The organism is Clostridium sp. 'deep sea' (genome assembly GCF_014931565.1).
Lineage (GTDB): Bacteria > Bacillota > UBA994 > PWPR01 > PWPR01.
This window is the reverse complement of sequence record NZ_CP063353.1, coordinates 1150299-1173231: the sequence shown is the minus strand read 5'-3', so window position 1 is coordinate 1173231 and position 22933 is coordinate 1150299. Positions and strand designations below refer to the sequence as shown.

Genomic DNA, 22933 nt, shown 5'->3' with positions numbered 1-22933 from the left:
ATGTATTTTTATCTATGATTCTTTTTTATTATGCCAGCTATAGTTCTTATATCATCAGGATCTATATTCATTTCTTGCAGTTCATAAGCTAATTTTAAATAGTTAGCAGAAACTTTATCAGTATCAATATCATAACAACATTTTTTATCCTTGTAATGGTTTGTTAGTTCATTAATGCTTTGACTAGCAGTTTTTTTTAATGCAGTTTTTTCAAGTAAATAATCTATAGAAACATCATAAAAAGTTGCTAATTTTATTAACATGGTGTTATCCGGGTTTCTTTTACCTAACTCATATCTATTGTAAGCTTGCCTAGATATACCCAATATATTAGCAACTTCTTTTTGGCTTAATTTTATACTCATTCTTAATTCTCTTAGTCTCTTCAATCAAAAACACCTCATTTAAAAAATTGTACTGTACCCTAGTATCTCAATCAACATTAAGCACCGAAACGGGGCGATTAATAAATATTCGTTAAATTACCTATGTCGTATAGTATTGACAGCACCATAAAGGTGCTATACAATTAATTTCAGAAATGTATATAATTTAGTGTTTAATTTGGTTTTATTTTTAAGAATAAACAAGCTATTATTTTTAACTAAATGATAGCTATTATAAGAAAACAAGTAATAGATAGCTGTTTATTATTTGCAATATTCAGAGTTGAGGTGGCATGTTGTTAAAAGAGTTAAAAGAGGCTAAGTCAGTTGAAGAAGCTAATAAGCTTTTAAGTTCTGGAGAGTGGGTATGTATAAGCCAACATGTAATAAATGATAATATTACGTATATTTTTGGTAAATATGATTTCTCAAGTTTAAGTAAAATAGAAAACATGAATAATAGAGGTAAAAAGTATAAAGTAGTTACCGATTTACCACGTAAACATATTTAAGAAGTAGAGTTGTGGTATTAGTCAATCTTTATTTTTAAAATATTAGTAGAGAGTAATTAAAAATTATTTTTATCTACAATAATAATAACAAAAACTACAGTAAATTTATGACAAAATAGAGTAAATTATGAATATGTAAAGCATATTTTGGTGAGATAATAATTATGTTAAGTTATTTTAGTTTAATTATACTTACTAAAACTAGTAAAAAAATATACACCAAATAAAAAACACCCCTATTTAGCAAAAGGGGTGTTTTGGTATTATTCAACTGGTTTAAGTTTAGAAGTAAAGTGGCGTAGTATTTTTGGTTGCCACACTATTTCATAACCTTTTACTTTATTAGCTCTTTTTTTAATTGACTTTAATGCCTCAGCAACTACATCAAAGTGAGCTTGTGTATATACTCTGCGAGGAATAGCCAAGCGAGTAAATTCCATTTCTGATTGTAATTGTTCACCTGTATCTGGATCAACACCTAATAAATACGAACCAATGTCGCAAGAGCGAATACCTGCTTCAAGGTATAACTCACAAGCTAAAGCATGACCTGGAAATTGGTAATATGGAATATGAGGTAACAATTCTTTAGCATCTAAAAATACGGCATGACCACCAACTGGGTATTGAAATGGTACCTTATATTCTTGTAAACATGCGCCTAAGTATTCAACTTGACCAATACGGTATTTTAAGAAGTCATACTCAATACCTTCTTTTAAACCAATAGCTAGGGCTTCTAAATCTCTACCTGCTAAACCACCATAGGTTACAAATCCCTCGTATGGTATAGTTAAACCTTTTACTGCATTAAATAATTCTTCATCATCTTTAACTGCAATTAAACCACCCATGTTAACAATAGCATCTTTTTTGGCACTCATTGTTAAAGCATCTGCATAGCTATATACTTCACGTACAATATCAATAATCTCTTTATCTGCATAGCCTTCTTCACGCTCTTTTATAAAGTAAGCGTTTTCAGCGTAACGAGCTGAGTCTACAACAACTTTTAAACCATATTTGTTGGCAACTTCTCTTACTTCACGCATATTAGCAACAGATACAGGCTGACCTCCAGCACTATTATTGGTGATAGTCATAATAATGCATGCAATGTTCTCTTTTTTATGTTCAATAATAAACTGTTCCATTTTTTCTACATCCATATTTCCTTTAAATGGAGCATAATTAATAGTATCCTTGGCTTCTTTAACCACCAAATCAACAGCCCTACCACCAGCTAACTCAACGTGAGCTCTAGTTGTATCAAAGTGCATATTAGATAAAACATATTGACCTTTTTTTATCAAAAGAGGTAATAATACTTTCTCAGCGGCTCTACCTTGATGTACAGGTTGCACATACTGGTAACCAAAAATTTCTTGTACAGTTTTTTCTACTCTAAAGTAGCCACGGGCTCCAGCATATGATTCATCACCACGCATTATTCCAGCCCACTGAGAGTCACTCATAGCACCTGTTCCACTATCTGTCATTAAATCTATATAAATATCATCAGATTTAATTGCAAATAAGTTATAGTTTGCTTGTTTAAGTATTTCTTCACGTTCTTCACGGGTAGTCATTTTAATAGGTTCAACCATTTTAATTTTAAAAGGTTCAGCAACGTATTTTTTCATAATTACCTCCTAATATTTAACTTAGTAATTTAATACTAGCATTAAGACATTTGTCTGTATATTGTCTTTAATTTGTCTTTAATTAAGGTTATACTAATATATAGATACCTAAATACATGAGGTGAAGTATATGAAACTTGGTTTAGTTGGTCATAATAAAAGCATTCAAAAAATAAAAAACGTTATTGATAAATTCTTTAGTAATATAGATACCATAGATATAGATTTTGTAGACGTAGATCAAATACCTTCGCTAGTAGCTTATTTAAAATCGTTAGAGCGTAATTTAGATGGCATTATGTTTACCGGTAATATACCTTACGAATACATGAATAAAGCTATGATATCTAAAATTCCTTGGAGTTATATTGAAAGAAAGCATAGTCAGTTAACCAGAGCATTGTTAAAAGCTAGCTATGTTTACGGTTACGATATTTTAAATGTTAGCATAGATTCCTATGATACTAAGTTAGTAAATTCTGTTTACCACGACATTGGCATTCTAAATAATTTGAGCCATGTTTATAGTCTAGAGAGTATAGAAATTGACTCAGATTTACTCAATAGATTAAAGTCTTTTCATGTAGAAAACTATGTTCTTAACAATGTTACATTTTGTATGACAGCTATAACGAGTATTTATGAATTCTTAGTAGATAAAAAAATACCATGTATTTTAATAGAAGCTACAGATAGTTTAATAAAGGAAACTGTACAAACCATAATCTATAAACATAAAACAAAAATAAGCCAAGAACGTCATATTGTTGCACTGTCTGTTGAAATAGATAATGAAAATGAGTTTTCAATAATTAATGAAAATGAGTATCAGGTTATGTTAAATAAAATGAAGGTAACAGCAGAAATTTATAAATTTGCTCAAAAAATTCAAGCTGCTGTTGTAGAGTTAGGGTTTAAGGGTTATTTATTATTTAGTACCAAGAATATATTAGAAAATGAAACTAATGAACTTAAAAATATTGATTTATTAAAAGATGTAGGAAAAAATACTAACTATACTATTAGTTTAGGCATAGGTTATGGAGTAACAGCTCGAGAGGCTAAGTATAATGCTAATTTGGGTATGATTAGAGCGTTTAAAACTGGAGGCAATAAAGCTTATGTAGTTGAAAATGGTAAGTACATAGGGCCTATATATTATGAAAAAAATACAAACAAGCAGCATCAATTAATAGACAGTAAGTATAGTAAAATAGCTGACTTAACTGGCTTAAGTATCAATAGAATTTTTAGTTTATGCTGTATAATAGAGCAGCAAAAAAAAGATTACTTTACATCGAGTGAATTGGCCGATTATTTAAACCTATCGATTCGATCAGTAAATAGAATAATAAATAAATTAGAAGAAAAAAATTACGCAAAAATAATAGGAAAAAGAGTGGTCTCCAAATCAGGAAGACCAAGCAGGATTATTAAGTTGGTTTTAAAGTAAAGTATAAAGATGGTTAAAATGTTTACTTATAAAGCTTAAGTAAAAATATATCTCTCTAAAAAAGAGGTGTATTTTTTTATTTTAAGGCTCTGTGGTTAATTATTTAATAAATCTTAGGTTAATAATTATCAAGTAAGTACTTGATTATTTATATCAAACTGATATAATACCTTATATATCAGTTTGATATAAATAATCTTGTAGCGTAAAGGGTGGGTGATTAAATGGCTAGAGCTAGGAAAACTCAATATGCCATATTAGGACTACTAAATGTTAAACCAATGACGGGGTACGATATTAAGAAATATATTGAGCAGAGCATAGGTTACTTTTGGAGTGAAAACTATGGTTCGATTTATCCTACTTTAAAAAAACTATGTGAAGATGGCTTAATAACAAAAAAGGAAGTCAATAATGTATCTACGCCAAATAGTAAAATATATACAATTACAAAACAAGGTCATAATACATTTATAAATTGGCTAAAAAAGAAAGTAGATAATGAGAAAATAAGAGATGAGCTTTCTCTAAAACTGTTTTTTGGCAGTAATTTATCTATAGAAGAGAATATGAGTAGGATTTTAGTAGAAAAAAAAGAAAAAGAAAACCTGTTAAAAAGCTTAGAACAAATTGAATCTGTCATAAATGAATTAATGGTAAATAATCAAAACAAATCTCAGCAATTGAGTTATCAGTTGATGACTGTTTTAAGAGGAAAGCTTGAGATTAACGCAAACATAGAATGGTGTACACATTGTTTAAGAATATTAAAAGACATAAAAAAATAAAATAATGAACAGAGGAGATTTGGTTATGGAGAAGCTTAAAAACAGAGATAAAATATTCTTAACTATTACTTGGATTTTTACAATAGTAATCTCAGAACTACCGGTTATTATCCTAAAAGAAGTGTTTAAGGTGAAAGAAGTATTATGGTTTAATAAAGTAGTTTTAGTTGTATCTATAATTATGTTAATTGCTTGTTTAGTATGCAGTAAGCTAAAAGCACTCTTTTCTTACTGTATGTTTATAGTGTTATTAAAAGCACTTATTTTGTTTGAAAAAAGTTTTTTCTTTAATCTATTTAGTGATAGTAATAATTTTATTAATAAATATGCTTATATGATTTTACCTCGTTTAGCAATTGCGGCTGTAATTATCTTGTTTTTATTTATAATTAAGAAAGATAGGCATAAATTTTTCTTATGTAAAGGTGATATTAATGCAACTGCACTACCAGCAAAATTTGTAGTAGATAAACCAACTCCTTGGAAAAAAGTAGGAACAACTATGTCGGTGTACATATGTGGCATAACCCTTATCTTTTTACTCTTATCCGGCATACCGTCTATCAACGAAATTGCAAATGTAATTCCATTATTGCCGTATGTAATTATTTTTGCAGTTATTAATTCTTTCAGTGAAAATATTATCTATAGAATATCATTTTTAGCAACCCTAAAAGATTTTTTAGGTAATAAACAGGCCTTATATTTAACAACATTTGTTTTTGCCATGGGACATTACTATGGTGCTCCTTACGGAGTTTCAGGGGTGTTAATGGCAGGATTCCTAGGGTGGTTTTTGAGTAAGAGCATTCTTGAAACTAAAGGTATGTTTTGGTCATGGACTATTCATTTCTTGCAAGATTTTTTAATTATGACTTTTATAGCACTTGGCTCAGTAGTCCTTGGAGGGGCATAGAACAAAGGTACTTTACATTAATTTAGATGCTTAGTATTTATTTTATAGATACAATAGTGATATAATAGCACTAATATTATTATTCCTTTATCGGAATTATTTGTATTTAGTGAGGTTACTAAACTATAAGACGCTTTAACAAAAATATGGTTGAGGAGAATTTTAATGAATCAAAAAGTTATTCACAATTATGCTAAGCTTATTGTTGATTTTGCAGTTAAAGTAGATAAGGGTCATACAGTAGTGATTGACAGCCCTGTACAATGTGTAGATTTTGCTAGAGAAATAACCAAATTAGCTTATGAAAATGGAGCTAGGGAGGTTGAAGTAAGATATAGCGATGGAAAAAATGCTAGGATGCGACTAGATAATATGGACTTAGAGGTATTAAAAGATATTCCTCAGTGGAAAATTAATTCTCGAGAATACTATGCTAATAAACAAGCTACTTTTATAAATATTGCTTATGTAGATCCAGACTTGTATAAAGGTTCTGACTCTAAAAAAATGGGTGAAGCTCAAAAAGCAAGCAGTATCGCTTTTAAAAACTATATGGAAATTTTTATGCAAGGACATAATCCGTGGGTTGTAGTAGCATATCCTTCATTATCTTGGGCTAAAAAGGTTTTTCCAAATTTACCAGAAGATAAAGCCCTAGAAGAGCTGTGGAACAAAGTTCTTAAGGCAATTCGCTTAGACCAACAAAACCCCGTAGCCGCTTGGCAAGAACACAAAGAAAATATAGATAAAAGAAAAGAATTTTTAAATGAAAAGAAATTTATAGAGTTTAAATATACTAATAGTTTAGGTACAGACCTAACAGTTGGTATGCCAGAAGGTCATATTTGGGAAGGTGTAACCAGCAAAACCCCTGCAGGATTAGAGTATTTGCCAAATATACCTACAGAAGAGATATTTAGTTTACCACACAAATACAAAGTTAATGGTACCTTAGTAAGTTCAATGCCATTAAACCGTGGCGGACAACTAGTTGAAGATTTTAGATTTGAGTTTAAAGATGGTAAGGTAGTAGATTACTCTGCAAAATCAGGCAAACAGGTTTTAGATAATATTTTTGCGATTGACGAAGGTGCAAAATACTTAGGTGAGATTGCCTTGGTTTCCTATAACTCTCCAATTTCAGAAATGGGTGTTATGTTTTATAGTACCCTTTTTGATGAAAATGCTAGTTGTCACTTTGCCTTAGGTAGAGCTTATCCTTCTTGCATAAAAGATGGTGTTAAGTTAACTGCAGAAGAAAAAGAAGCAAAAGGTGTAAACCATTCCTTAACTCATGTAGATTTTATGGTAGGGACAAAAGACCTTAGCATTATTGGTGTTGACAAAGATGGTAAAGAGATAGATATCTTTAAAAATGGGCACTGGACATTTTAGTGATAACAGTTAAATATTAATAATAATAAAGCTTGCTCAAAATAGATAATCAAAATCTATTTTAAGTGGGCTTTTTTGTATAAATAAAATCAATTATTAACTTCTTAAGTAATCTTAAAAAATTAATTGCATTACTATTTAAACAAAAACTTTCATTTTACTTGTTAATATATTTTTTATGTGATAGTTTAAAATTAATTAGATAGTAAAAAATTACTAAATAGGGGGTTTTACCAATAGAGAATTTTCAATTTAATTTAAGCTTAGAGCATGAAAAAAGGGCAAAAAAAGTTCATAATGAGGCTGTAATAGTTGACATGTTATTTCAAGGACCAATTGGTACTTATGCAATTCCTCAAACGTTAAGCGACGAGTTAGCTAAAATTGTTAATGCAAAATACCCTCATGATGAAGTAGCACAAATACGGGAGGCAGCTAGCTTAATACATAAGTGGTCATTAAATGGTAGTATGACAAAGCTTTATTTTGATTGCTGGTATGAAAGTGGGATTACTGCTGGCAACAGACAACTGGCAGTAGATAGTTTAGAGAGCATTTTACATTCTATGTGTAATGTTCAAGTTCAGTTCGATAATTTTGACTGGTTAATAAAAGCTAAAACTGTTAATGACATCATTAAAGCAAAAAAAGAGAATAAAAAAGCAGGAATTGTTACTTGCCAAAGCACCATTGGCTTTGGTAAAAATCTTAATTTATTAGATACTGTTTATGACTTTGGCTTACGAGTTGTTCAATTAACCTATAATAATCAAAACTTAGTTGGCTCTGGTTGTATGGAGCCACACGCTGGTGGCATTTCAGTTTTTGGTCAAAAATTTATTAAAAAATTAAACGAGTTAGGCATAGTAGTTGACACAGGCCATTGTAATAAACAAACCACTTTAGATGCCTGTAAATACTCGAACGCACCTGTTATAGCTAGCCATACAGCTGTAGAAAAAGTATATAAACATAACAGAGCTAAAAGTGATGATGAAATAAAAGCAATAGCCGATACGGGAGGAGTTATTGGTGTATTTGCTGTTCCGTGGTTTATAGCAGAAGACCCTCAAAATACAAGTCTAAACGATTTTATAAATCACCTCGAATATATTATTAATTTAGTTGGGGTAGACCACGTAGCAATAGGTACAGATTGGCCAATGCCCCAAACTACGTGGATGGCTACAAAGTTTAAAAAACATATTACTCATACCATAGGCTTTGCAAAAGGAGATGGACCATCTACTGAATATGTAAAAGGATTTAAGGATTATAGGCAGTTTAAAAATATAACTAGAGGCTTAGTAGCAAAAGGATATAGTGATACCAATATTAAAAAAATCCTAGGTGAAAACTGGTTAAGAGTATTTAAAGAAGTATGGTAATAAGGAGGAGTAAAAATGTATAATGAAACTAATGAGACTTTAAATTTACTGTATGAACGTGGCAGTGTGAGAGCATTTACAGACAAGCCAGTAAGTAATGAAGTATTGAAACAAATATTGCTTACTGCTAAACATGCTGCTTCTGGTGGAAATCTCCAACCAGTTAGTATAATTGTTATTACAGATAAAGCAAAAAAAGAAGAGCTAGCTAAACTACCATATTTTAAATTTGCTACTAAAGTTCCTGTACTTATGCTCTTTTGCCTTGATTTATATAGAACTAAACGCTGGGCTGAGTTAGAGCATATGGCTTATACTGCTCATAAAAGCTTTAGACATTTCTGGATAGCTTTTCAAGATGTTATGTGTCACATGCAATCTGTATGTACAGCAGCAGACTCAGTTGGCTTGGGCAGTTGTATTTACGGCACCGTGTTAGAGTGTTTTTATGAGTTAAAAGAATTATTTAATTTACCTAATCAAGTAATGCCAATTAACCTTGTAAGTTTTGGTTATCCTAAACAAAAGCCCAGCATTAAACACAAATTAGAGCTAGATATGTTATGCCATATGAACGAGTATGAATATAAATCAGATAAAGATTTCTTAAATAAGATATATCAAAAGTTTGATAAGGACTTAGAGCTTAAACAGGAGTATTTATCTGAAATACACCGTGTTTGTAATAATGTAGAGGGCAAACAGTTTGCTGATGAAGCTGTTAGTTATTTAAAGCAACGAGGTAGTATTCCTCAAGTATGTAGATATTATGGTTATAAAAAATATAATGCAGATATTATGGCAAATCACAATTTACATTACACTCAAGTATTAAAGAATTTTGGCTTTGATATACTTGAGAAACATGATTTCTCAGGTAAATCAGCACCTAACTCTTAATAATTAATAAGTCAATTATTATAACTAGTTAAGCAATTATTTTTAAGATATAATGTAATTAGAAATAATTATTAATGAAAATGAGGCATATTATGAATAAAATAGAGGCCTATTGTGATGGTGGCTGTAGAAATAATCAGGCTAACAGTAATGTTGGTGGTTGGGGAGTATTATTGCAGTATCAAGGGCACGTAAAAGAATTGCGTGGTGGTGCTGTAAATACAACTAATAATATTATGGAGCTAACATCGTGTATTAAGGCTTTAGAGGCAATTAAAAAAAAATCAATACCCGTAAGTATTTTTTCTGATAGTGCCTATGTAGTTAATGCCTTTAAGCAAGGCTGGATAACTAATTGGAAAAAAAATGGTTGGATTAATTCTAAAAAAGAGCCCGTAAAAAATAAAGAATATTGGTTTAAACTACTTGAGTTAATAGAAAAATTTGAGAGAGTAGAGTTTATTAAAGTTAAGGGTCATTCTACAAATGTTGGTAATAATAGAGCAGATGAATTAGCCAATATTGCCATGGATGAGGTTCTAACCAATAATAATTAAAACTTAAAATAATAGCAATAATTGTAGTGGCAGGCCTTGGTGTCTGCCTTAATTATTGGTAAAAAAGTTTCAACTCTACAAAGGTACAGTAATAAATTAGATAATCTTTTAGTTTAAAATAATCTAAATACCGATATTTTTAACCAGCTACATTTTAAACTGTAAATATTTAAATTAGCAAAGTGTTTAGAATATAAAGTGATTTTTTATTATGTTTATTAAGATTATATAAAATATTTAATAAAGAAAAAAATATTTTAAAAAGTGTTGTAATTATAAATAAAATTATTATAATTCTAGTAGATACTTTTTTAATTTCATAATTGTAATTATTTACTTAGGGGATAATGTAGCATGAAAAAAGATAAAGGATTTACCTTGTGTGAGTTAATAGCTGTACTTGCTATCTTAACAGTAGTGGTTAGTATAGTAGCACCTAAAATATTTAAGACTATTAGTAACAATAAAAGGATTGTATGTCTATTAAATCGAGATCAAATAGTAAAAAATTATAGATTGCAAAAGATTTTAACACCAAATCTTAGCTTTGAAACCTATTATAAAAATATAAATGACTATTTTACAAAAGAAGTTAGTTGTCCACATGGATATGATTTTACATTTTCAGATAATAAACTTATATGTCCTGTGCATGGTGCTGTTTATTTAAGTGTAACTAACGAAGAATATATTTACTACAATTTTTTTGATAGCAGTTTTAATCAATCACTCATTGAGAATATAATATTTCATGAGTTAGATGACTGGGATTTTACACATCATAATGGAAATGTTTTTTATACTAATAATTCAGTAGGTCAGAATAGATTTTTTTTAGAAAATAGCTTAGAGAGCTATAAAATAACTAGCAATGTTATTTTAAGTGGTGAAAATGGTTATGGAATATTTTTTGATTCGGTAACAGATAATGATGCTAAAGATGACGGCTATATTTTTCAGTTTGACTATGGTTATGATAATGGTATGTTTATTTTTAGAAAAAGAACAAATGGACATGAACACGCTCCCTTTATAAAAATAGATCCCCTTGATGTTTATGAGAGTTTTGATGAAAATAGTTATTGGAACACGGAGCATAAAGTTGAAGTTGAGGTTTTAAAAATTAGCGATACCGAAAAAAGGGTTAAGGTATATATAGATAACAAGGAAATAACCGAAAATAAAGTTGTAGTAATAAATACCCTAAACAGTAATGTAAAATACTTTGGTTTTAGAACATGGGGAAGTAGTAGAGTGTATATAAGGGATATACGTATTGACAGACTATATTAAAAGAAATTAAAAAGTGATCGGCTAAATGCGACCACTTTTTGCTATAGTAAGGTCCATAAACCTGATGTTAAAAAAAAAGGGTCGTGGAGGGCTATTGTACACTTTTAGGAGGTACTTTGAAAAGGAAATATCCACAACCCTAAAAATCAAAGACACTTGTTCGTTAATCTGCAATCTTAAACTCTACGTTTGTAACACACTCACTCTTACGTTGAAACCACAAATACACTGGTATGCCTAACACTGGCACAACTAAACCCAATAATGAAGATTTAAAATCGTTTATTAGGGTGTTTAGTAACAGTGCTACATTAATCATAAGTACTAATATTGGAACTAGAGGATATCCCCAAACTTTATAGGGGCGTTTTAAATTAGGTTGTTTCCTTCTTAAAATAAATAGTCCTGCAATAACCATAGTCGAAAATACCATGCCTGTAAAAATAACTAAGGTTGTTAATTGCGAAAAAGTTCCACTTAAAATTAAAACTATTGATAAAACTGCTGAAATAATTAATGAGGTTACTGGTGTACCAAATTTAGGGTGTATGGTGGCTAGTTGTTTAAAAAATAAGCCATCTCGTGACATAGCATAATACGAACGAGGAAAAGCCAAAACACAGCCATTGGTTGAGCCTAAAATAGATATTAAAGCTCCCCCTGTAATAACGATACCCCCAATACCACCAAATAGAGTTTTTGCTGCATCGCTGCTGGCGTATTAGAATTTATAATACTAGCTACAGGCAATACCCTTAGTAAGGCAATATTAAATAACGCATATAAAAGAGTAACACCACCTATCCCAATAACCATAGATAGTGGTAAATTACGCTCTGGATTTTTAATTTCTTCTGCTATGGTAGTAACGTTTGCCCAACCATCAAATGCCCATAAAGCAGCAATTAAAGCCAGACCAAAAGCACTTGCAGTTGACCCTAAAGAGCCTTGAGGTAAAAGTGGACTAAACTCAGCCGAGGTACCAAACATTAAACCAAAAGCAATTATGGCTACAATAGGAATTACCTTGGCAACTGTAAATACTTTTTGAACCCAGGCACCTTGTTTAACACCAATTATATTTATAGCAGTTAAAAAAATTACAGCAAAAATACTTAATAATTTAACACCTAAAGCAGATATATTTAAAAAGAAATTAGCATAGCTTGCAAAGGCTACTGCTAAAGCAGCTATAGAGCCTGGACCACCAACTAAAAATCCTGTCCACGTACTTAAAAATCCCCATATGGGTCCAAAGGCTTCTTTTAAATAAACATAACTTCCTCCACACTTAGGCATTGCAGCACCTAGCTCAGCATAACAAAGACCAGAAACAAGAGAAATAATACCAGCAACAAGCCATACCATTAACGCCATACCAGGAGCTCCAGCTCTATTAAAAACAAAAGTTGGAATAAAAAATATTCCTGAACCTATCATAATTCCTATAATAATAGTTATTGCATCAAATAAACCTAATTCTCTGCGTAATTTATTCATAGCTACCTCCAAATGATTTTGTTTTAAAAATGGAAACAAAAAAGACGTATAACAAGAGATACACTTGTTATACGTCTACAAAAAACCTTTGTAAAGACTGTCACAGTCAATCTCCCCCTCAATAGCGCTCCGTAACTAAAAAAATAATTACGACAGTGTTAAGTCTCTTAAACTTAACCCCAGTAAACAAACTTTGGCAGCTTTTTTACTTCGGCAAAAGACCCTTTTTTATTACCTCAACGATGCCTTTCTAAGTAATAATACTAATGACTTTTGCTCCTCTAGACGGGATAGCGCGATATTTAATTTAAACATACTGTAATTTAGTTAAGGTACTACTTAACTCTAATATTTTCAGTACATTGAAAGCTAATTTAGCATATATTCTTTAATGTGTCAACATAAATCAGTGAAATGAAACTACATAAAAGATTGTAGGAGATTAACAAAATAATATATTTTAATAGATTTTCTTACTTAATGCTTTATTAAAATTGCTGTAATAATAATATTTTGATCTATATTTGGAAACCTTATTATAGATACATATTAAAATTAGAATTAGGAGAAATTACCCATGTTAAAGTGGATTAAAAATAAATATAAACAGCAAATAGAGAGTATGCCAAGTCATGATAAATCAAAAACTGACCCAAGATTAGAGCGGCAAATTGCTAAAAGCTTATTTGTTAATCAAAAACGACTAGAACATATTTTAGGTGATAGTGATGACATTATTTATAGAAATTTAACCATTAACATAGATCAGCCGATAGCTGCAATGTTAATTTACATTAGGGGACTCATAAAAAAAGATACTATTAATGAAAACATCTTAAAACCACTAATGTATGAATATACTCAAAGCACAGATGATAAATTGTCTAATTCAAATGAGGAGAGTATTTTTGAATTTTTACAAAATAATATGTTGACTGTAGGCTGCCTTACTCCTGTAACTACTTATCAAGATATATTAAGCTCAATATTTAGTGGTAATACAGTATTGATAATTAACGGAGAACATGAAGCAATTTCTATGTATAGTAAAGGCTGGGATAAAAGAGGTGTTACTGAACCCCAAAACGACATTAGTATAAGGGGTTCACACGAGGGGTTTACTGAGAGTATAAGAACAAATACCGCCATGATTAGGCGTAGAATAAAAAACCATAATTTACGATTTGAATCATTTACCTTAGGTAGGTACTCAAAAACTAAAGTCTGTTTAGCATATATCAAGGGAATTGCTAACGAAGAAATAATTAATGAGGCACGCAAAAGAATTAACAAGATAGATATAGATGGAATATTAGAGTCTGGATACATAGAGCAGTATATTAATGACTCATCTTTTTCAATTTTCCCAACATTAGGTCATACTGAAAAACCAGATATTGTGTCATCTAAACTGCTAGAGGGTAGAATTGCAATTGTAACAGATAGTACCCCTACTGTTTTAACAGCCCCTTTTTTATTTGCAGAGGTTTTTCAGAGCCCTGGAGACTATTACTCCAATTTTATAGTTAGTAGTGTTTTTAGAATAATAAGATGGATCACTTATTTTTTAGCTGTGGCATTACCTGGTTTTTATGTTGCTGCTCAAGCCTTTCATTACGAAATGATACCTACCAAGTTAATGTTTACAATTGCTGCAGCACAAGAGGGTGTACCTTTTTCAGGTGTTATAGAAATATTATTGATGAGCACTTTTTTTGTAATTTTGAGAGAGGCAGGTATAAGGATGCCTCGCTCTATTGGTACAGCAACTAGTATTGTAGGAGCATTGGTGTTAGGAGATGCTGCAATTACAGCAGGACTAGTAGGAGCTCCTGCAGTAATGGTTACAGCAGTTTCAGGTTTATCTACCTTTGTAGTACCAATCTTGGCAGGTCCAATAACCATATTAAGGGTTTTTTTCATTCTGCTAGGGGGCTGTGCTGGTATATATGGGATAAGCTTAGGACTAATATTTTTACTTGCCCATATGTCAGCACTAACCTCATTTGGCATACCTTATATGGCTCCTATAGCTCCTTTTAACTTAAAAGATCAGCGTGATGAATTACTTAAAGCACCAATTTGGGCTGACCTAGAGCGACCAAATGAGTTTGCTGAAAATAATATTGTTAAACAAAATCCAAAATCTGCCTTAAAACCTTTGAGTGATGGTGAATTTATTATTGAAAATGAAGATGATAAATCTTAAGGAGGTATGTTATGGATAAAAGAATAAAACTTGAGTGTCGTCAGGTGGTTTATATACTTCTAATAGTAATATATTCAACAGCTGAATTTATCCTATCTAAAGACTCCTTTGAGAGTGCAAAACATGATAACTGGATGATTTCTATAATTTTAGGTATTTTTGGAGTAATTGTTGGGTATATCATAGTAAAATTGGCCTTAAAATTTAAAGATAAAACAATTGTAGAATATAGTAAAGAGATAGTTGGGAATAAAATAGGAACTATTATTGGTTTATTGTACTGTGTATTCTTTCTTCAACTTACTAGTATTATTATAGGTGAGTTTGTAGAGCTTTTAGCAGGTCCCTTTTATCCAAGTACTCCACTATGGTTTTTTGCTATTACCATTGTTATGGTAGCTAGTTATGTAGCTTATAAAGGTTTAGGTATTATAGGCAGGGTAGCTGATGTTATTATGCCCCTATATTTAATCGCAATTGTTATATTTCCATTGCTTAATATACCAAATATGGATTTATCTAATATTAAACCAGTTTTAGCTAAAGGCATAATGCCTGTAATTGAGGGCAGTAAAATAGGTACAATTTGGTATGGAGAGTTATCAGTTTTATTAATCATTTTTCCATTTTTAAAAAAACCTAAAAACGGATATAAAATAACCATTATAACAATAATTTCAATATCTCTGATCCTAACTATTTCAGCAATTACCTTAGTAGCTGTATTTGGAGATGAAATAGAATCTTTAACCAATCCTTATTTAGAACTAGTTAGGTATATAAAGATCTCAAACTCATTTGAAAGACCAGAGTCATTTTTGCTTTTTATTTGGACAAGTAGTTTAGTAATAAAAATAGCTGTGTTTTTCTATTGTGCTGTCACCTGTTTATCACAAGTGTTTAAAGTAAAAGAAAAGATAAATGTAGTAATTCCTACTGCAGCATTTTTAGTTATTTTGTCATTGATAACAATGCGTAGTTCGGCATTTTTACATTTTCTTATTGCAGAAATTTTGTTTATTCCTTACTTTATTATGCAGTGTGTTATTCCATTAATTTTACTAATAATTACTAAAATTAAAAAAGTTGGTGAAACATCATAAAAATAGCTAAATTGTTGATTATACTTATATTGTTATTTTTTTTATCAGGATGTTGGGATAGCCAAGAGTTGTCCCAAAGGGCTCTTGTTGAAGGCATAGGGGTAGATATAGAGGGTGATAAGTTTAAGGTTACTTGTCAAATAGTTCCTTCTGAGGCTGCTAAAGCTGTACTAGGAGGTACCACGGGTGGGGATCCTAACTTAATTTGGGATATTACAACTAAAGGAAAAACAGTTGCAGATGCTTTGTTAGAAACAAAAGTAATAACTGGACGAGACCCTTCTTTTTCCCATACACGAGTATTAATGTTTAGTAAAAATGCAGCAGAAAGAGGCATAAGAGAGGCTTTAGATTATTTTAAACGTAATGAAGAGATAAGAAGACGAGCTTGGATAATAATAGCAGATGATAAAATTGAGGACATTTTAAAAACCCAAAATAAACTTAATGTAATACCATCAACAGGCATATCTGTAATTATGGAAACATCCTCAGCCCATACAGATGTAGCTGCTATAGATTTACATTGTTTTAGTAAAAAAGCTGCTTGCTCTTCAAGCTGTGCGTTTGCTCCATTAGTAAGTTTAAGAGAAACTATTGGTAGAAGTGATGAAGAAGAAGTAAAATCAGGTAGTTCAAAAAAAGATAGTGGTGGATACTCAGAAGAGAGTAGCAAGTTGGTTGATTTTCATGAAACAGCAATTTTTGATGATTTTAAAATGATTGGTGTTTTAAATAAAAAAGAAACTAGAGGTTTACTATTACTTCAAAATAGAATAAAAGTAACAGCAGTAGACATACCAAGTCCTCGTAACCCTAGCTTGTTGTTAAATGTAAATGTAAGCACTATCAAAACATCGATAAAACCACAACTAAACAATGGTAATCTTATAATAGATATAAAAGTAAAATCAAGGGGTTATATTAATGAAAAACATGATTTTAATTTAGATATATCTAAACCAGAGATTATGAGTAAAATAGGCAAACAACTTGATAAAACATTAAAAGAAGAATTAACTATGGCCCTAAAAAAAGCGCAATCAGTTAAGGCAGATATATTTGATTTTGGTGACTTTATATATAAAAAGCACCCTAAACATTGGGAATTAATTAAGGATAATTGGCCGCAAGAATTCCAAAATATCGATTTTAAAATTGAGGTAAATTCTCAAATAAATTGGACCGGTAGAATAGACAACAAAGATTAGTTTATGTTGTAAATATAATAATTATCGTAATATAAAAGAAATAGACTTGATATCTTACATTACTTAGAGTTTATTTAACTATAATTGCTAGCTATATCTTTTAGTAGTATAATATATTAAACAATATTTATAGCACATATGATTGTGTTTTATATATGGCATAATAAAAAATAATGAGGTGATTATGTGAAAAAACTGAGAGATCCTGTAAGCTCAATAACTCATATGATTGGAGCAATTGCTGCTATTCCAGGACTAGTATTTTTAATACTTTATGCCTTAAAGTATGGTACAACAGTTCATTTAGTTAGCTATATTGTTTTTGGGATTAGCTTAATATTGCTTTATTCAGCGAGTGCTACTTATCACGGTGTAACGGTTAAGGATTCAATTATTAAGGTTTTTAGAAAAATTGATCACATGATGATTTTTGTATTAATAGCTGGAACATACACACCTATATGTTTGGTTGCTTTAAAAGGCACCTTAGGTTACGCCTTACTTATCACAATCTGGGCATTAGCAATTATAGGTATTGTACTAAAAGCCTTATGGATGAATATGCCCCGCTGGGTGTGTTCAGTGATTTATATTGCTATGGGTTGGTTTGCATTAGTTGCCATAGTACAGTTAGTATCTAACTTATCAACAGTAGCATTAATACTACTTTTAGCTGGTGGACTTTGTTATACTATAGGTGGAATAATATATGGTACCAAGTTTACTTTTATCAACTTCAAACACTTTGGTTTTCATGAGTTATTTCATATTTTTGTAATGTTTGGTAGTGCATTGCATTACTTCATGGTTATTAAGTTAATTAAATAAATTTATATAAAACTGAATATAACTTAAGATTAAATAAGCTGTCTACTATAGACAGTTTATTTTTTTAAATAGCCGAGAATTGTATAACATTTATATTTAGTGGATAAACCAAACATAAGTATAAGAAATGAGGTGCTTTATGTTTAAACCTAAATATGTGTACATAGAAAAAGATGCATTAGACTACTCGCTTGGCAAGAAAATACATGAATACTTTAAAAACACAAATAGTGAAATAATATTACTGAAAGGTAATAGAGTAACTGGTTTACCTACCGATTCAATGCAAAATAGGCATCAACATGGAAAAAATAGCTTAGTAGTGGCAGTTAGGAAATCCTTAAAATTTCAAACCTGTAAACCTTCAGCTCACTATCAGTTGCCTTTAGTTACCGGTTGTATGGGTAACTGTGAATACTGTTATTTGCAGACTAGGTTTAGTAAATCTCCTTTTACAAAACTTTATGTTAACATACCAGAAATATTAGCTAAGGCTGAAGACTATATCAAGGAACGAGAGGATATTACAATCTTTGAGGGAGCAGCAGTTTCTGATCCTGTTCCTGTAGAGCCTTACACGGGAGCTTTAGCTAAAAGCATCGAATTTTTTGCTAACAATAAAAAAGCTAGATTTACCTTTGTTACTAAATACAATAGTGTTGATTCACTCTTAAAGCTTAACCATAATAACCATACCACAATAAGGTTTAGTCTTAATATAGATAGTGTTATAAAAAAATTTGAACACCGTACGCCTAACCTTAGGCTTAGGTTAGAAGCAGCCCATAAAATAGCCAAATCTGGCTATGCTTTAGGTTTTATTATTGCCCCAGTTATGTTAGAAGGAAACTGGCAAGATGACTATTTAGGGCTGTTAAATAATATAAATAATCAGTTTAAAAACATTAAAAAGCCTATTGTTATAGAGGTGATATCTCATAGGTTTACAGCTAAAGCCAAAGAGACTATTTTAAGCCTGCACCCCAATAGTGAGTTGCCAATGAGTGAAGAAGACCGTAAGTTTAAGTTTGGACAGTTTGGTTATGGTAAATATATTTATCCTAAAGAAAAAATGCAGGAAATGAAACAATTTTTTGAAAACCATATTAAAAACATGGGAGATAAGTGGAGAATAAAATATATTATTTAGCAATGGGTGTTTTTTAACACGGGGTAGACTCATCTTCGATTTCGTGGGGTGGGTAGTTGATAAATCAACTACGGTGTGGGTAACCCTGCGTGTTACGGTTTGGGCTGGTGCGGGGTTTAAAAAATAAAAGCTAGTAGAGCCACTTGACAGATTGTTTCGAGTAACTTAATGTTTTAGATATAAACAAATCTTGGGAGGGTACTAAAAATGAGTAGAGACGAACGAGATACAATTTTTGCCCGTATGGCTTGGTCCAAAAATTCAGAGGCTTATAAAGATTATTATTCTAAAAATCCTAGTTTAAAAGATGAGGACGATGAGCTAAGGGCTTTACCCCCAATTTGTGGAGAGGGAACAGCTACCTATGACCCTATAAATGCGCCAATAGCTGATGCTGTTTTTCAGTTTTTAGGTGATATTAGGCATTTAGCTAGCGGTGCAGCTAATACTCAAAAAACAGTAGTAGATAGCAAACTAATAACCAAACGCCTTAAGGGATTAGCAAAAAAATATGGAGCATTGTCGGTTGGTATTATTTCTATGAAACCTGAGTATTATTATAGCTTTCGTGGCAGATGGTCAGAAAACTATGGTGATGTGGTTGATGAGAAAGATAAACCATACGGAATAGTATTTACAGTAGAAATGGACAAAGACATGATTAATCGTGGCCCCCAACTAGCTGAGGTGATTGAAACATCACATGGCTATGTAAAAGCAGCAATAATAGGCATGGTTTTAGCCTATTATATAAGAGCTTTAGGTTATGAAGCCCGTAATCATATGGACTCCAACTATCTTTTAGGTGTAAAAAGTCCAGCCGAACTAGCAGGATTAGGTGAAATAGGGCGTAGTGGCTTACTAATTACCCCTGAGAACGGTTCTGCGGTACGAATAGGTGTTGTTACTACATCACTGCCTTTAGAAGTAGACAAACCCCAAAATTTTGGTATAAAAGAATTCTGCGAAATCTGCAATAGGTGTGCTCGTAACTGTCCAGCACAGGCCATAAGCAGAGAACACAGTAGACAAACAGAGCAAGGAGCAAAATGGGACTTTAGTCAAACCTCGTGTTACAGACTTTGGCGACATGTTGGTACAGACTGTGGAATATGTATAAGTAGTTGCCCATTTGTAAACGGTTTAAAAGTAGATAAGGTGAAAGAGTCTGTTGGTGATGAGGATAAAATGAAGGCATTGCTAAAAGAATATGAGCAACAGTTTGGGGTGCAGCGGCCGTATATTAAAACCCCACCCGAATGGCTCCTTTAAAATCTCGAGAGAATGCACACTAACTGCGTTGTACGAAATTTAAAAATCACACGTATACTAAAGTATTACGTGTGCCTTTTAAATTTCTAGCGTCTTGATCTTGAAACATTTCTGAAATCCTAAGATTATTAAGGTAAATAACTTGTAGGGTACGCATTGCATGCGTACCGCTGTTTGGCATTACGTTAACTTTGTTATCTAAATATATTACGTGTGCCTTTTAAATTTCTAGCGCCTTGATCTTGAAACATTTTTGAAATCCTAAGATTATTAAGGTAAATAACTTGTAGGGTACGCATTGTATGCGTACCGCTGTTTGGCATTACGTTAACTTTGTTATCTAAATATATTACGTGTGCCTTTTAAATTTCTAGTGCCTTGATCTTGAAACATTTTTGAAATCCTAAGACTATTAAGGTAAATAACTTGTAGGGTACGCATTGCATGCGTACCGCTGTTTGGCATTACGTTAACTTTAATATCAAAATATAGTATGTGTGTCTTTTAAATTTCTAGCGCCTTGGTATTGAGACATTCTCGAGATTTTAAAAAGTAAGTGTATAAATGCCCAATCTCTGCGTTGTTCAACAAATCTCTAACCTCAGCATACTATATGTATAGCTTCGCCTAGAGATTTGTTGGCGCCTTGATCTTGAAACATTTCTGAAACCCTAAGATTATTAAGGTAAATAACTTGTAGGGTACGCATTGCATGCGTACCGCTGTTTGGCATTACGTTAACTTTAATATCAAAATATAGTATGTGTGCCTTTTAAATTTCTAGCGCCTTGATCTCGAAACATTTCTGAAATCCTAAGATTATTAAGGTAAATAACTTGTAGGGTACGCATTGCATGCGTACCGCTGTTTGGCATTACGTTAACTTTGTTATCTAAATATATTACGTGTGCCTTTTAAATTTCTAGCGCCTTGATCTTGAAACATTTCTGAAATCCTAAGATGATTAAGGTAAATAACTTGTAGGGTACGCATTGCATGCGTACCGCTGTTGCATTACGTTAACTTTATAGTACGTGTGCCTTTTAATTTAGCATGACGTTTGCCAAACAACTGTTTTGAAACGTTTCTCAATGCCTTATGTTTTAATTATAACAGGGGTCAGACCTCTTGCTTATTAAGATATATAGCCTTTTTAAATACAGAAAAACTAAACAAGTTAATCTAAGCTTATGTAAAAGAGGTCAGACCCCACCATGAGGATAGCCAGACGTTTGGGGGAGTTTTTTATAATAGGTTTCCTAGTAACCAAAACAGGCGAACAATCGCATTTTTTATATAGGTTTTCTTAATACAAAAAGGACGCCAATTGAGCGCCCTTACATTTCATGTTTGTCTATGCTTTAAAGTAAATCGAAAAAATACAGTTTGAATTAACCAATAACATGATGAATTCCGCGACAGCCCAAACCGTATGCCGTTAGGCATACCCACTCCGCAGTAATGAATTTACAGCTCACCCCATGAAGTCTAAGGGACCAGTCCAAAATTCATTTATTCTTTTCATCTTCATCAACAAATTCGCCCTCAGCATCAATGTCATATTTTTTACGGTTTTTAAATATATCAAATATATTGTTGTTTTTTTTAACACCTGCTTCTTTATTAGCTATATTTACAAATATCTTACTCCCTATCCAAATTACTACTAAATCGTCGAATGGTAAAAATGGTAATAGGTCAGGAGCCAAGGTATATGTTCCAACTAATAGCAGGTATATTAATTTTGTTGTAAATTTAACACTTTTATTACGTAATAGATTCCAAACCTGTGCAAATAATCTAACAATCATAGTATCACCTAAGGATATTATAACACTATTTAGCTGATAAAATCTAAATTTACCTCTTAACAATTCATCAAATGCCTTTTATAATAGAATTGTAAATAGAAAAAAGGAGTTACCATATTGAATATCGCATTTTTTCTCAAGCCAAAGAGTGAAACTATTTACATTTCAACTGAATCGTCTGTAAGACAAACGCTTGAAAAAATGGAGCATCATAGTTATACAGCAGTACCTATAATTGATGAAGGCGGAAAATACGTTGGTACTATAACAGAAGGAGATTTATTATGGTACCTAAAACAAAAAGACTTTCCCGATTTATTTATGTTAGAAGATGCTTCAATAATGGCAGTTGTAAGAAGAGTACAGAACAAATCAGTTCCTGTGCACGCAGAGATAGAAGAGTTACTTGAGTTAGCAACTAATCAAAACTTTGTACCTGTGGTTGATGACCAGGGTACATATATAGGTATAGTAACAAGAAAAACAATATTACAATTCTTCTATGAAAAGTTTAAAAAGTAATTTACTCACAACAAATTAAAAACGAAGAAGCTGTATTTTAGTAAGTTATTGCTAAAATACAGCTTTTTTTATTTGTTAGATTATCATGCCTTATTT

The 22933-nt window shown here is 31.4% G+C and carries 19 protein-coding genes, 1 pseudogene and 1 riboswitch; of the genes and pseudogenes, 16 read left to right on the top strand and 4 right to left on the bottom strand.

What is annotated here, in order from left to right:
- Positions 1 to 8: 8 nt before the first annotated feature.
- A complete protein-coding gene (locus IMX26_RS05520; RefSeq protein ID WP_195160682.1) occupies positions 9 to 389 on the bottom strand; it encodes a helix-turn-helix transcriptional regulator in 381 nt (126 codons plus the stop codon).
- Between the two features lie 293 nt (positions 390 to 682).
- Here IMX26_RS05520 and IMX26_RS05515 point away from each other — a divergent pair, with 293 nt between their 5' ends.
- The gene (locus tag IMX26_RS05515; RefSeq protein WP_207729324.1) at positions 683 to 898 is read left to right on the top strand and encodes a hypothetical protein; all 216 of its coding nucleotides are present in this window, start codon (positions 683 to 685) and stop codon (positions 896 to 898) included.
- A 263-nt stretch (positions 899 to 1161) separates the two neighbouring features.
- On the opposite strand, the gene IMX26_RS05510 is transcribed toward IMX26_RS05515, so the two are convergent.
- Positions 1162 to 2541, bottom strand: coding sequence for a tryptophanase (locus IMX26_RS05510; protein ID WP_195160680.1), 1380 nt, complete (start codon positions 2539 to 2541; stop codon positions 1162 to 1164).
- 130 nt (positions 2542 to 2671) lie between these two features.
- Between IMX26_RS05510 and IMX26_RS05505 the strand changes: the two genes are divergently transcribed.
- From IMX26_RS05505 to IMX26_RS05470, 8 genes are all read left to right on the top strand, one after another.
- Complete coding sequence (locus tag IMX26_RS05505) at positions 2672 to 3994, top strand: HTH domain-containing protein (protein ID WP_195160679.1); 1323 nt, start codon at positions 2672 to 2674, stop codon at positions 3992 to 3994.
- 224 nt (positions 3995 to 4218) lie between these two features.
- Positions 4219 to 4782: a PadR family transcriptional regulator gene (locus IMX26_RS05500; protein WP_195160678.1), complete on the top strand. Its 564-nt coding sequence runs from the start codon at positions 4219 to 4221 to the stop codon at positions 4780 to 4782.
- A gap of 25 nt (positions 4783 to 4807) precedes the next feature.
- Positions 4808 to 5698, top strand: a complete 891-nt coding sequence (locus IMX26_RS05495; protein ID WP_195160677.1) for a CPBP family intramembrane glutamic endopeptidase — start codon at positions 4808 to 4810, stop codon at positions 5696 to 5698.
- 165 nt (positions 5699 to 5863) lie between these two features.
- On the top strand, positions 5864 to 7093 hold the full coding sequence (locus IMX26_RS05490; protein WP_195160676.1) for an aminopeptidase: 1230 nt from the start codon (positions 5864 to 5866) through the stop codon (positions 7091 to 7093).
- A gap of 317 nt (positions 7094 to 7410) precedes the next feature.
- Positions 7411 to 8481: a membrane dipeptidase gene (locus IMX26_RS05485; RefSeq protein WP_195160675.1), complete on the top strand. Its 1071-nt coding sequence runs from the start codon at positions 7411 to 7413 to the stop codon at positions 8479 to 8481.
- A gap of 15 nt (positions 8482 to 8496) precedes the next feature.
- Entirely contained in the window at positions 8497 to 9381 is an 885-nt protein-coding gene (locus IMX26_RS05480) for a nitroreductase family protein (protein ID WP_195160674.1), read from the top strand.
- Between the two features lie 92 nt (positions 9382 to 9473).
- Positions 9474 to 9938: a ribonuclease H gene (locus IMX26_RS05475; protein ID WP_195160673.1), complete on the top strand. Its 465-nt coding sequence runs from the start codon at positions 9474 to 9476 to the stop codon at positions 9936 to 9938.
- Between the two features lie 354 nt (positions 9939 to 10292).
- Entirely contained in the window at positions 10293 to 11231 is a 939-nt protein-coding gene (locus IMX26_RS05470) for a type II secretion system protein (RefSeq protein ID WP_195160672.1), read from the top strand.
- A gap of 163 nt (positions 11232 to 11394) precedes the next feature.
- Here the strand turns inward: IMX26_RS05470 and IMX26_RS18255 are convergent.
- Positions 11395 to 12731, bottom strand: a pseudogene (locus IMX26_RS18255) (amino acid permease).
- Between the two features lie 114 nt (positions 12732 to 12845).
- Positions 12846 to 13023, bottom strand: a riboswitch (Lysine riboswitch).
- A 285-nt stretch (positions 13024 to 13308) separates the two neighbouring features.
- On the opposite strand from IMX26_RS18255, the gene IMX26_RS05455 reads away from it, so the two are divergent.
- The 6 genes from IMX26_RS05455 (at position 13309) to IMX26_RS05430 (ending at position 20504) form a co-directional block, all read left to right on the top strand.
- Positions 13309 to 14940, top strand: coding sequence for a spore germination protein (locus IMX26_RS05455; protein ID WP_195160670.1), 1632 nt, complete (start codon positions 13309 to 13311; stop codon positions 14938 to 14940).
- Between the two features lie 11 nt (positions 14941 to 14951).
- On the top strand, positions 14952 to 16043 hold the full coding sequence (locus IMX26_RS05450; RefSeq protein ID WP_195160669.1) for an endospore germination permease: 1092 nt from the start codon (positions 14952 to 14954) through the stop codon (positions 16041 to 16043).
- Between the two features lie 11 nt (positions 16044 to 16054).
- A complete protein-coding gene (locus tag IMX26_RS05445; protein WP_195160668.1) occupies positions 16055 to 17254 on the top strand; it encodes a Ger(x)C family spore germination protein in 1200 nt (399 codons plus the stop codon).
- 186 nt (positions 17255 to 17440) lie between these two features.
- On the top strand, positions 17441 to 18082 hold the full coding sequence (locus IMX26_RS05440; protein ID WP_195160667.1) for a hemolysin III family protein: 642 nt from the start codon (positions 17441 to 17443) through the stop codon (positions 18080 to 18082).
- A 139-nt stretch (positions 18083 to 18221) separates the two neighbouring features.
- Positions 18222 to 19232, top strand: a complete 1011-nt coding sequence (splB, locus tag IMX26_RS05435; protein ID WP_195160666.1) for a spore photoproduct lyase — start codon at positions 18222 to 18224, stop codon at positions 19230 to 19232.
- 207 nt (positions 19233 to 19439) lie between these two features.
- On the top strand, positions 19440 to 20504 hold the full coding sequence (locus IMX26_RS05430) for a reductive dehalogenase domain-containing protein (protein ID WP_195160665.1): 1065 nt from the start codon (positions 19440 to 19442) through the stop codon (positions 20502 to 20504).
- Between the two features lie 1508 nt (positions 20505 to 22012).
- Here the strand turns inward: IMX26_RS05430 and IMX26_RS05425 are convergent.
- Complete coding sequence (locus IMX26_RS05425; protein ID WP_195160664.1) at positions 22013 to 22315, bottom strand: hypothetical protein; 303 nt, start codon at positions 22313 to 22315, stop codon at positions 22013 to 22015.
- Between the two features lie 117 nt (positions 22316 to 22432).
- On the opposite strand from IMX26_RS05425, the gene IMX26_RS05420 reads away from it, so the two are divergent.
- Complete coding sequence (locus IMX26_RS05420; protein WP_195160663.1) at positions 22433 to 22837, top strand: CBS domain-containing protein; 405 nt, start codon at positions 22433 to 22435, stop codon at positions 22835 to 22837.
- Positions 22838 to 22933 lie beyond the last annotated feature (96 nt).

What these genes read in the sequence shown, in the direction of transcription:
- IMX26_RS05510 (WP_195160680.1), bottom strand. Translation starts at nt 2,541, where the DNA reads ATGAAAAAATACGTTGCTGAACCTTTTAAAATTAAAATGGTTGAACCT.
- IMX26_RS05505 (WP_195160679.1), top strand. Translation starts at nt 2,672, where the DNA reads ATGAAACTTGGTTTAGTTGGTCATAATAAAAGCATTCAAAAAATAAAA.
- IMX26_RS05500 (WP_195160678.1), top strand. Translation starts at nt 4,219, where the DNA reads ATGGCTAGAGCTAGGAAAACTCAATATGCCATATTAGGACTACTAAAT.
- IMX26_RS05495 (WP_195160677.1), top strand. Translation starts at nt 4,808, where the DNA reads ATGGAGAAGCTTAAAAACAGAGATAAAATATTCTTAACTATTACTTGG.
- IMX26_RS05490 (WP_195160676.1), top strand. Translation starts at nt 5,864, where the DNA reads ATGAATCAAAAAGTTATTCACAATTATGCTAAGCTTATTGTTGATTTT.
- IMX26_RS05485 (WP_195160675.1), top strand. Translation starts at nt 7,411, where the DNA reads ATGTTATTTCAAGGACCAATTGGTACTTATGCAATTCCTCAAACGTTA.
- IMX26_RS05480 (WP_195160674.1), top strand. Translation starts at nt 8,497, where the DNA reads ATGTATAATGAAACTAATGAGACTTTAAATTTACTGTATGAACGTGGC.
- IMX26_RS05475 (WP_195160673.1), top strand. Translation starts at nt 9,474, where the DNA reads ATGAATAAAATAGAGGCCTATTGTGATGGTGGCTGTAGAAATAATCAG.
- IMX26_RS05470 (WP_195160672.1), top strand. Translation starts at nt 10,293, where the DNA reads ATGAAAAAAGATAAAGGATTTACCTTGTGTGAGTTAATAGCTGTACTT.
- IMX26_RS05455 (WP_195160670.1), top strand. Translation starts at nt 13,309, where the DNA reads ATGTTAAAGTGGATTAAAAATAAATATAAACAGCAAATAGAGAGTATG.
- IMX26_RS05450 (WP_195160669.1), top strand. Translation starts at nt 14,952, where the DNA reads ATGGATAAAAGAATAAAACTTGAGTGTCGTCAGGTGGTTTATATACTT.
- splB (WP_195160666.1), top strand. Translation starts at nt 18,222, where the DNA reads ATGTTTAAACCTAAATATGTGTACATAGAAAAAGATGCATTAGACTAC.
- IMX26_RS05430 (WP_195160665.1), top strand. Translation starts at nt 19,440, where the DNA reads ATGAGTAGAGACGAACGAGATACAATTTTTGCCCGTATGGCTTGGTCC.
- IMX26_RS05425 (WP_195160664.1), bottom strand. Translation starts at nt 22,315, where the DNA reads ATGATTGTTAGATTATTTGCACAGGTTTGGAATCTATTACGTAATAAA.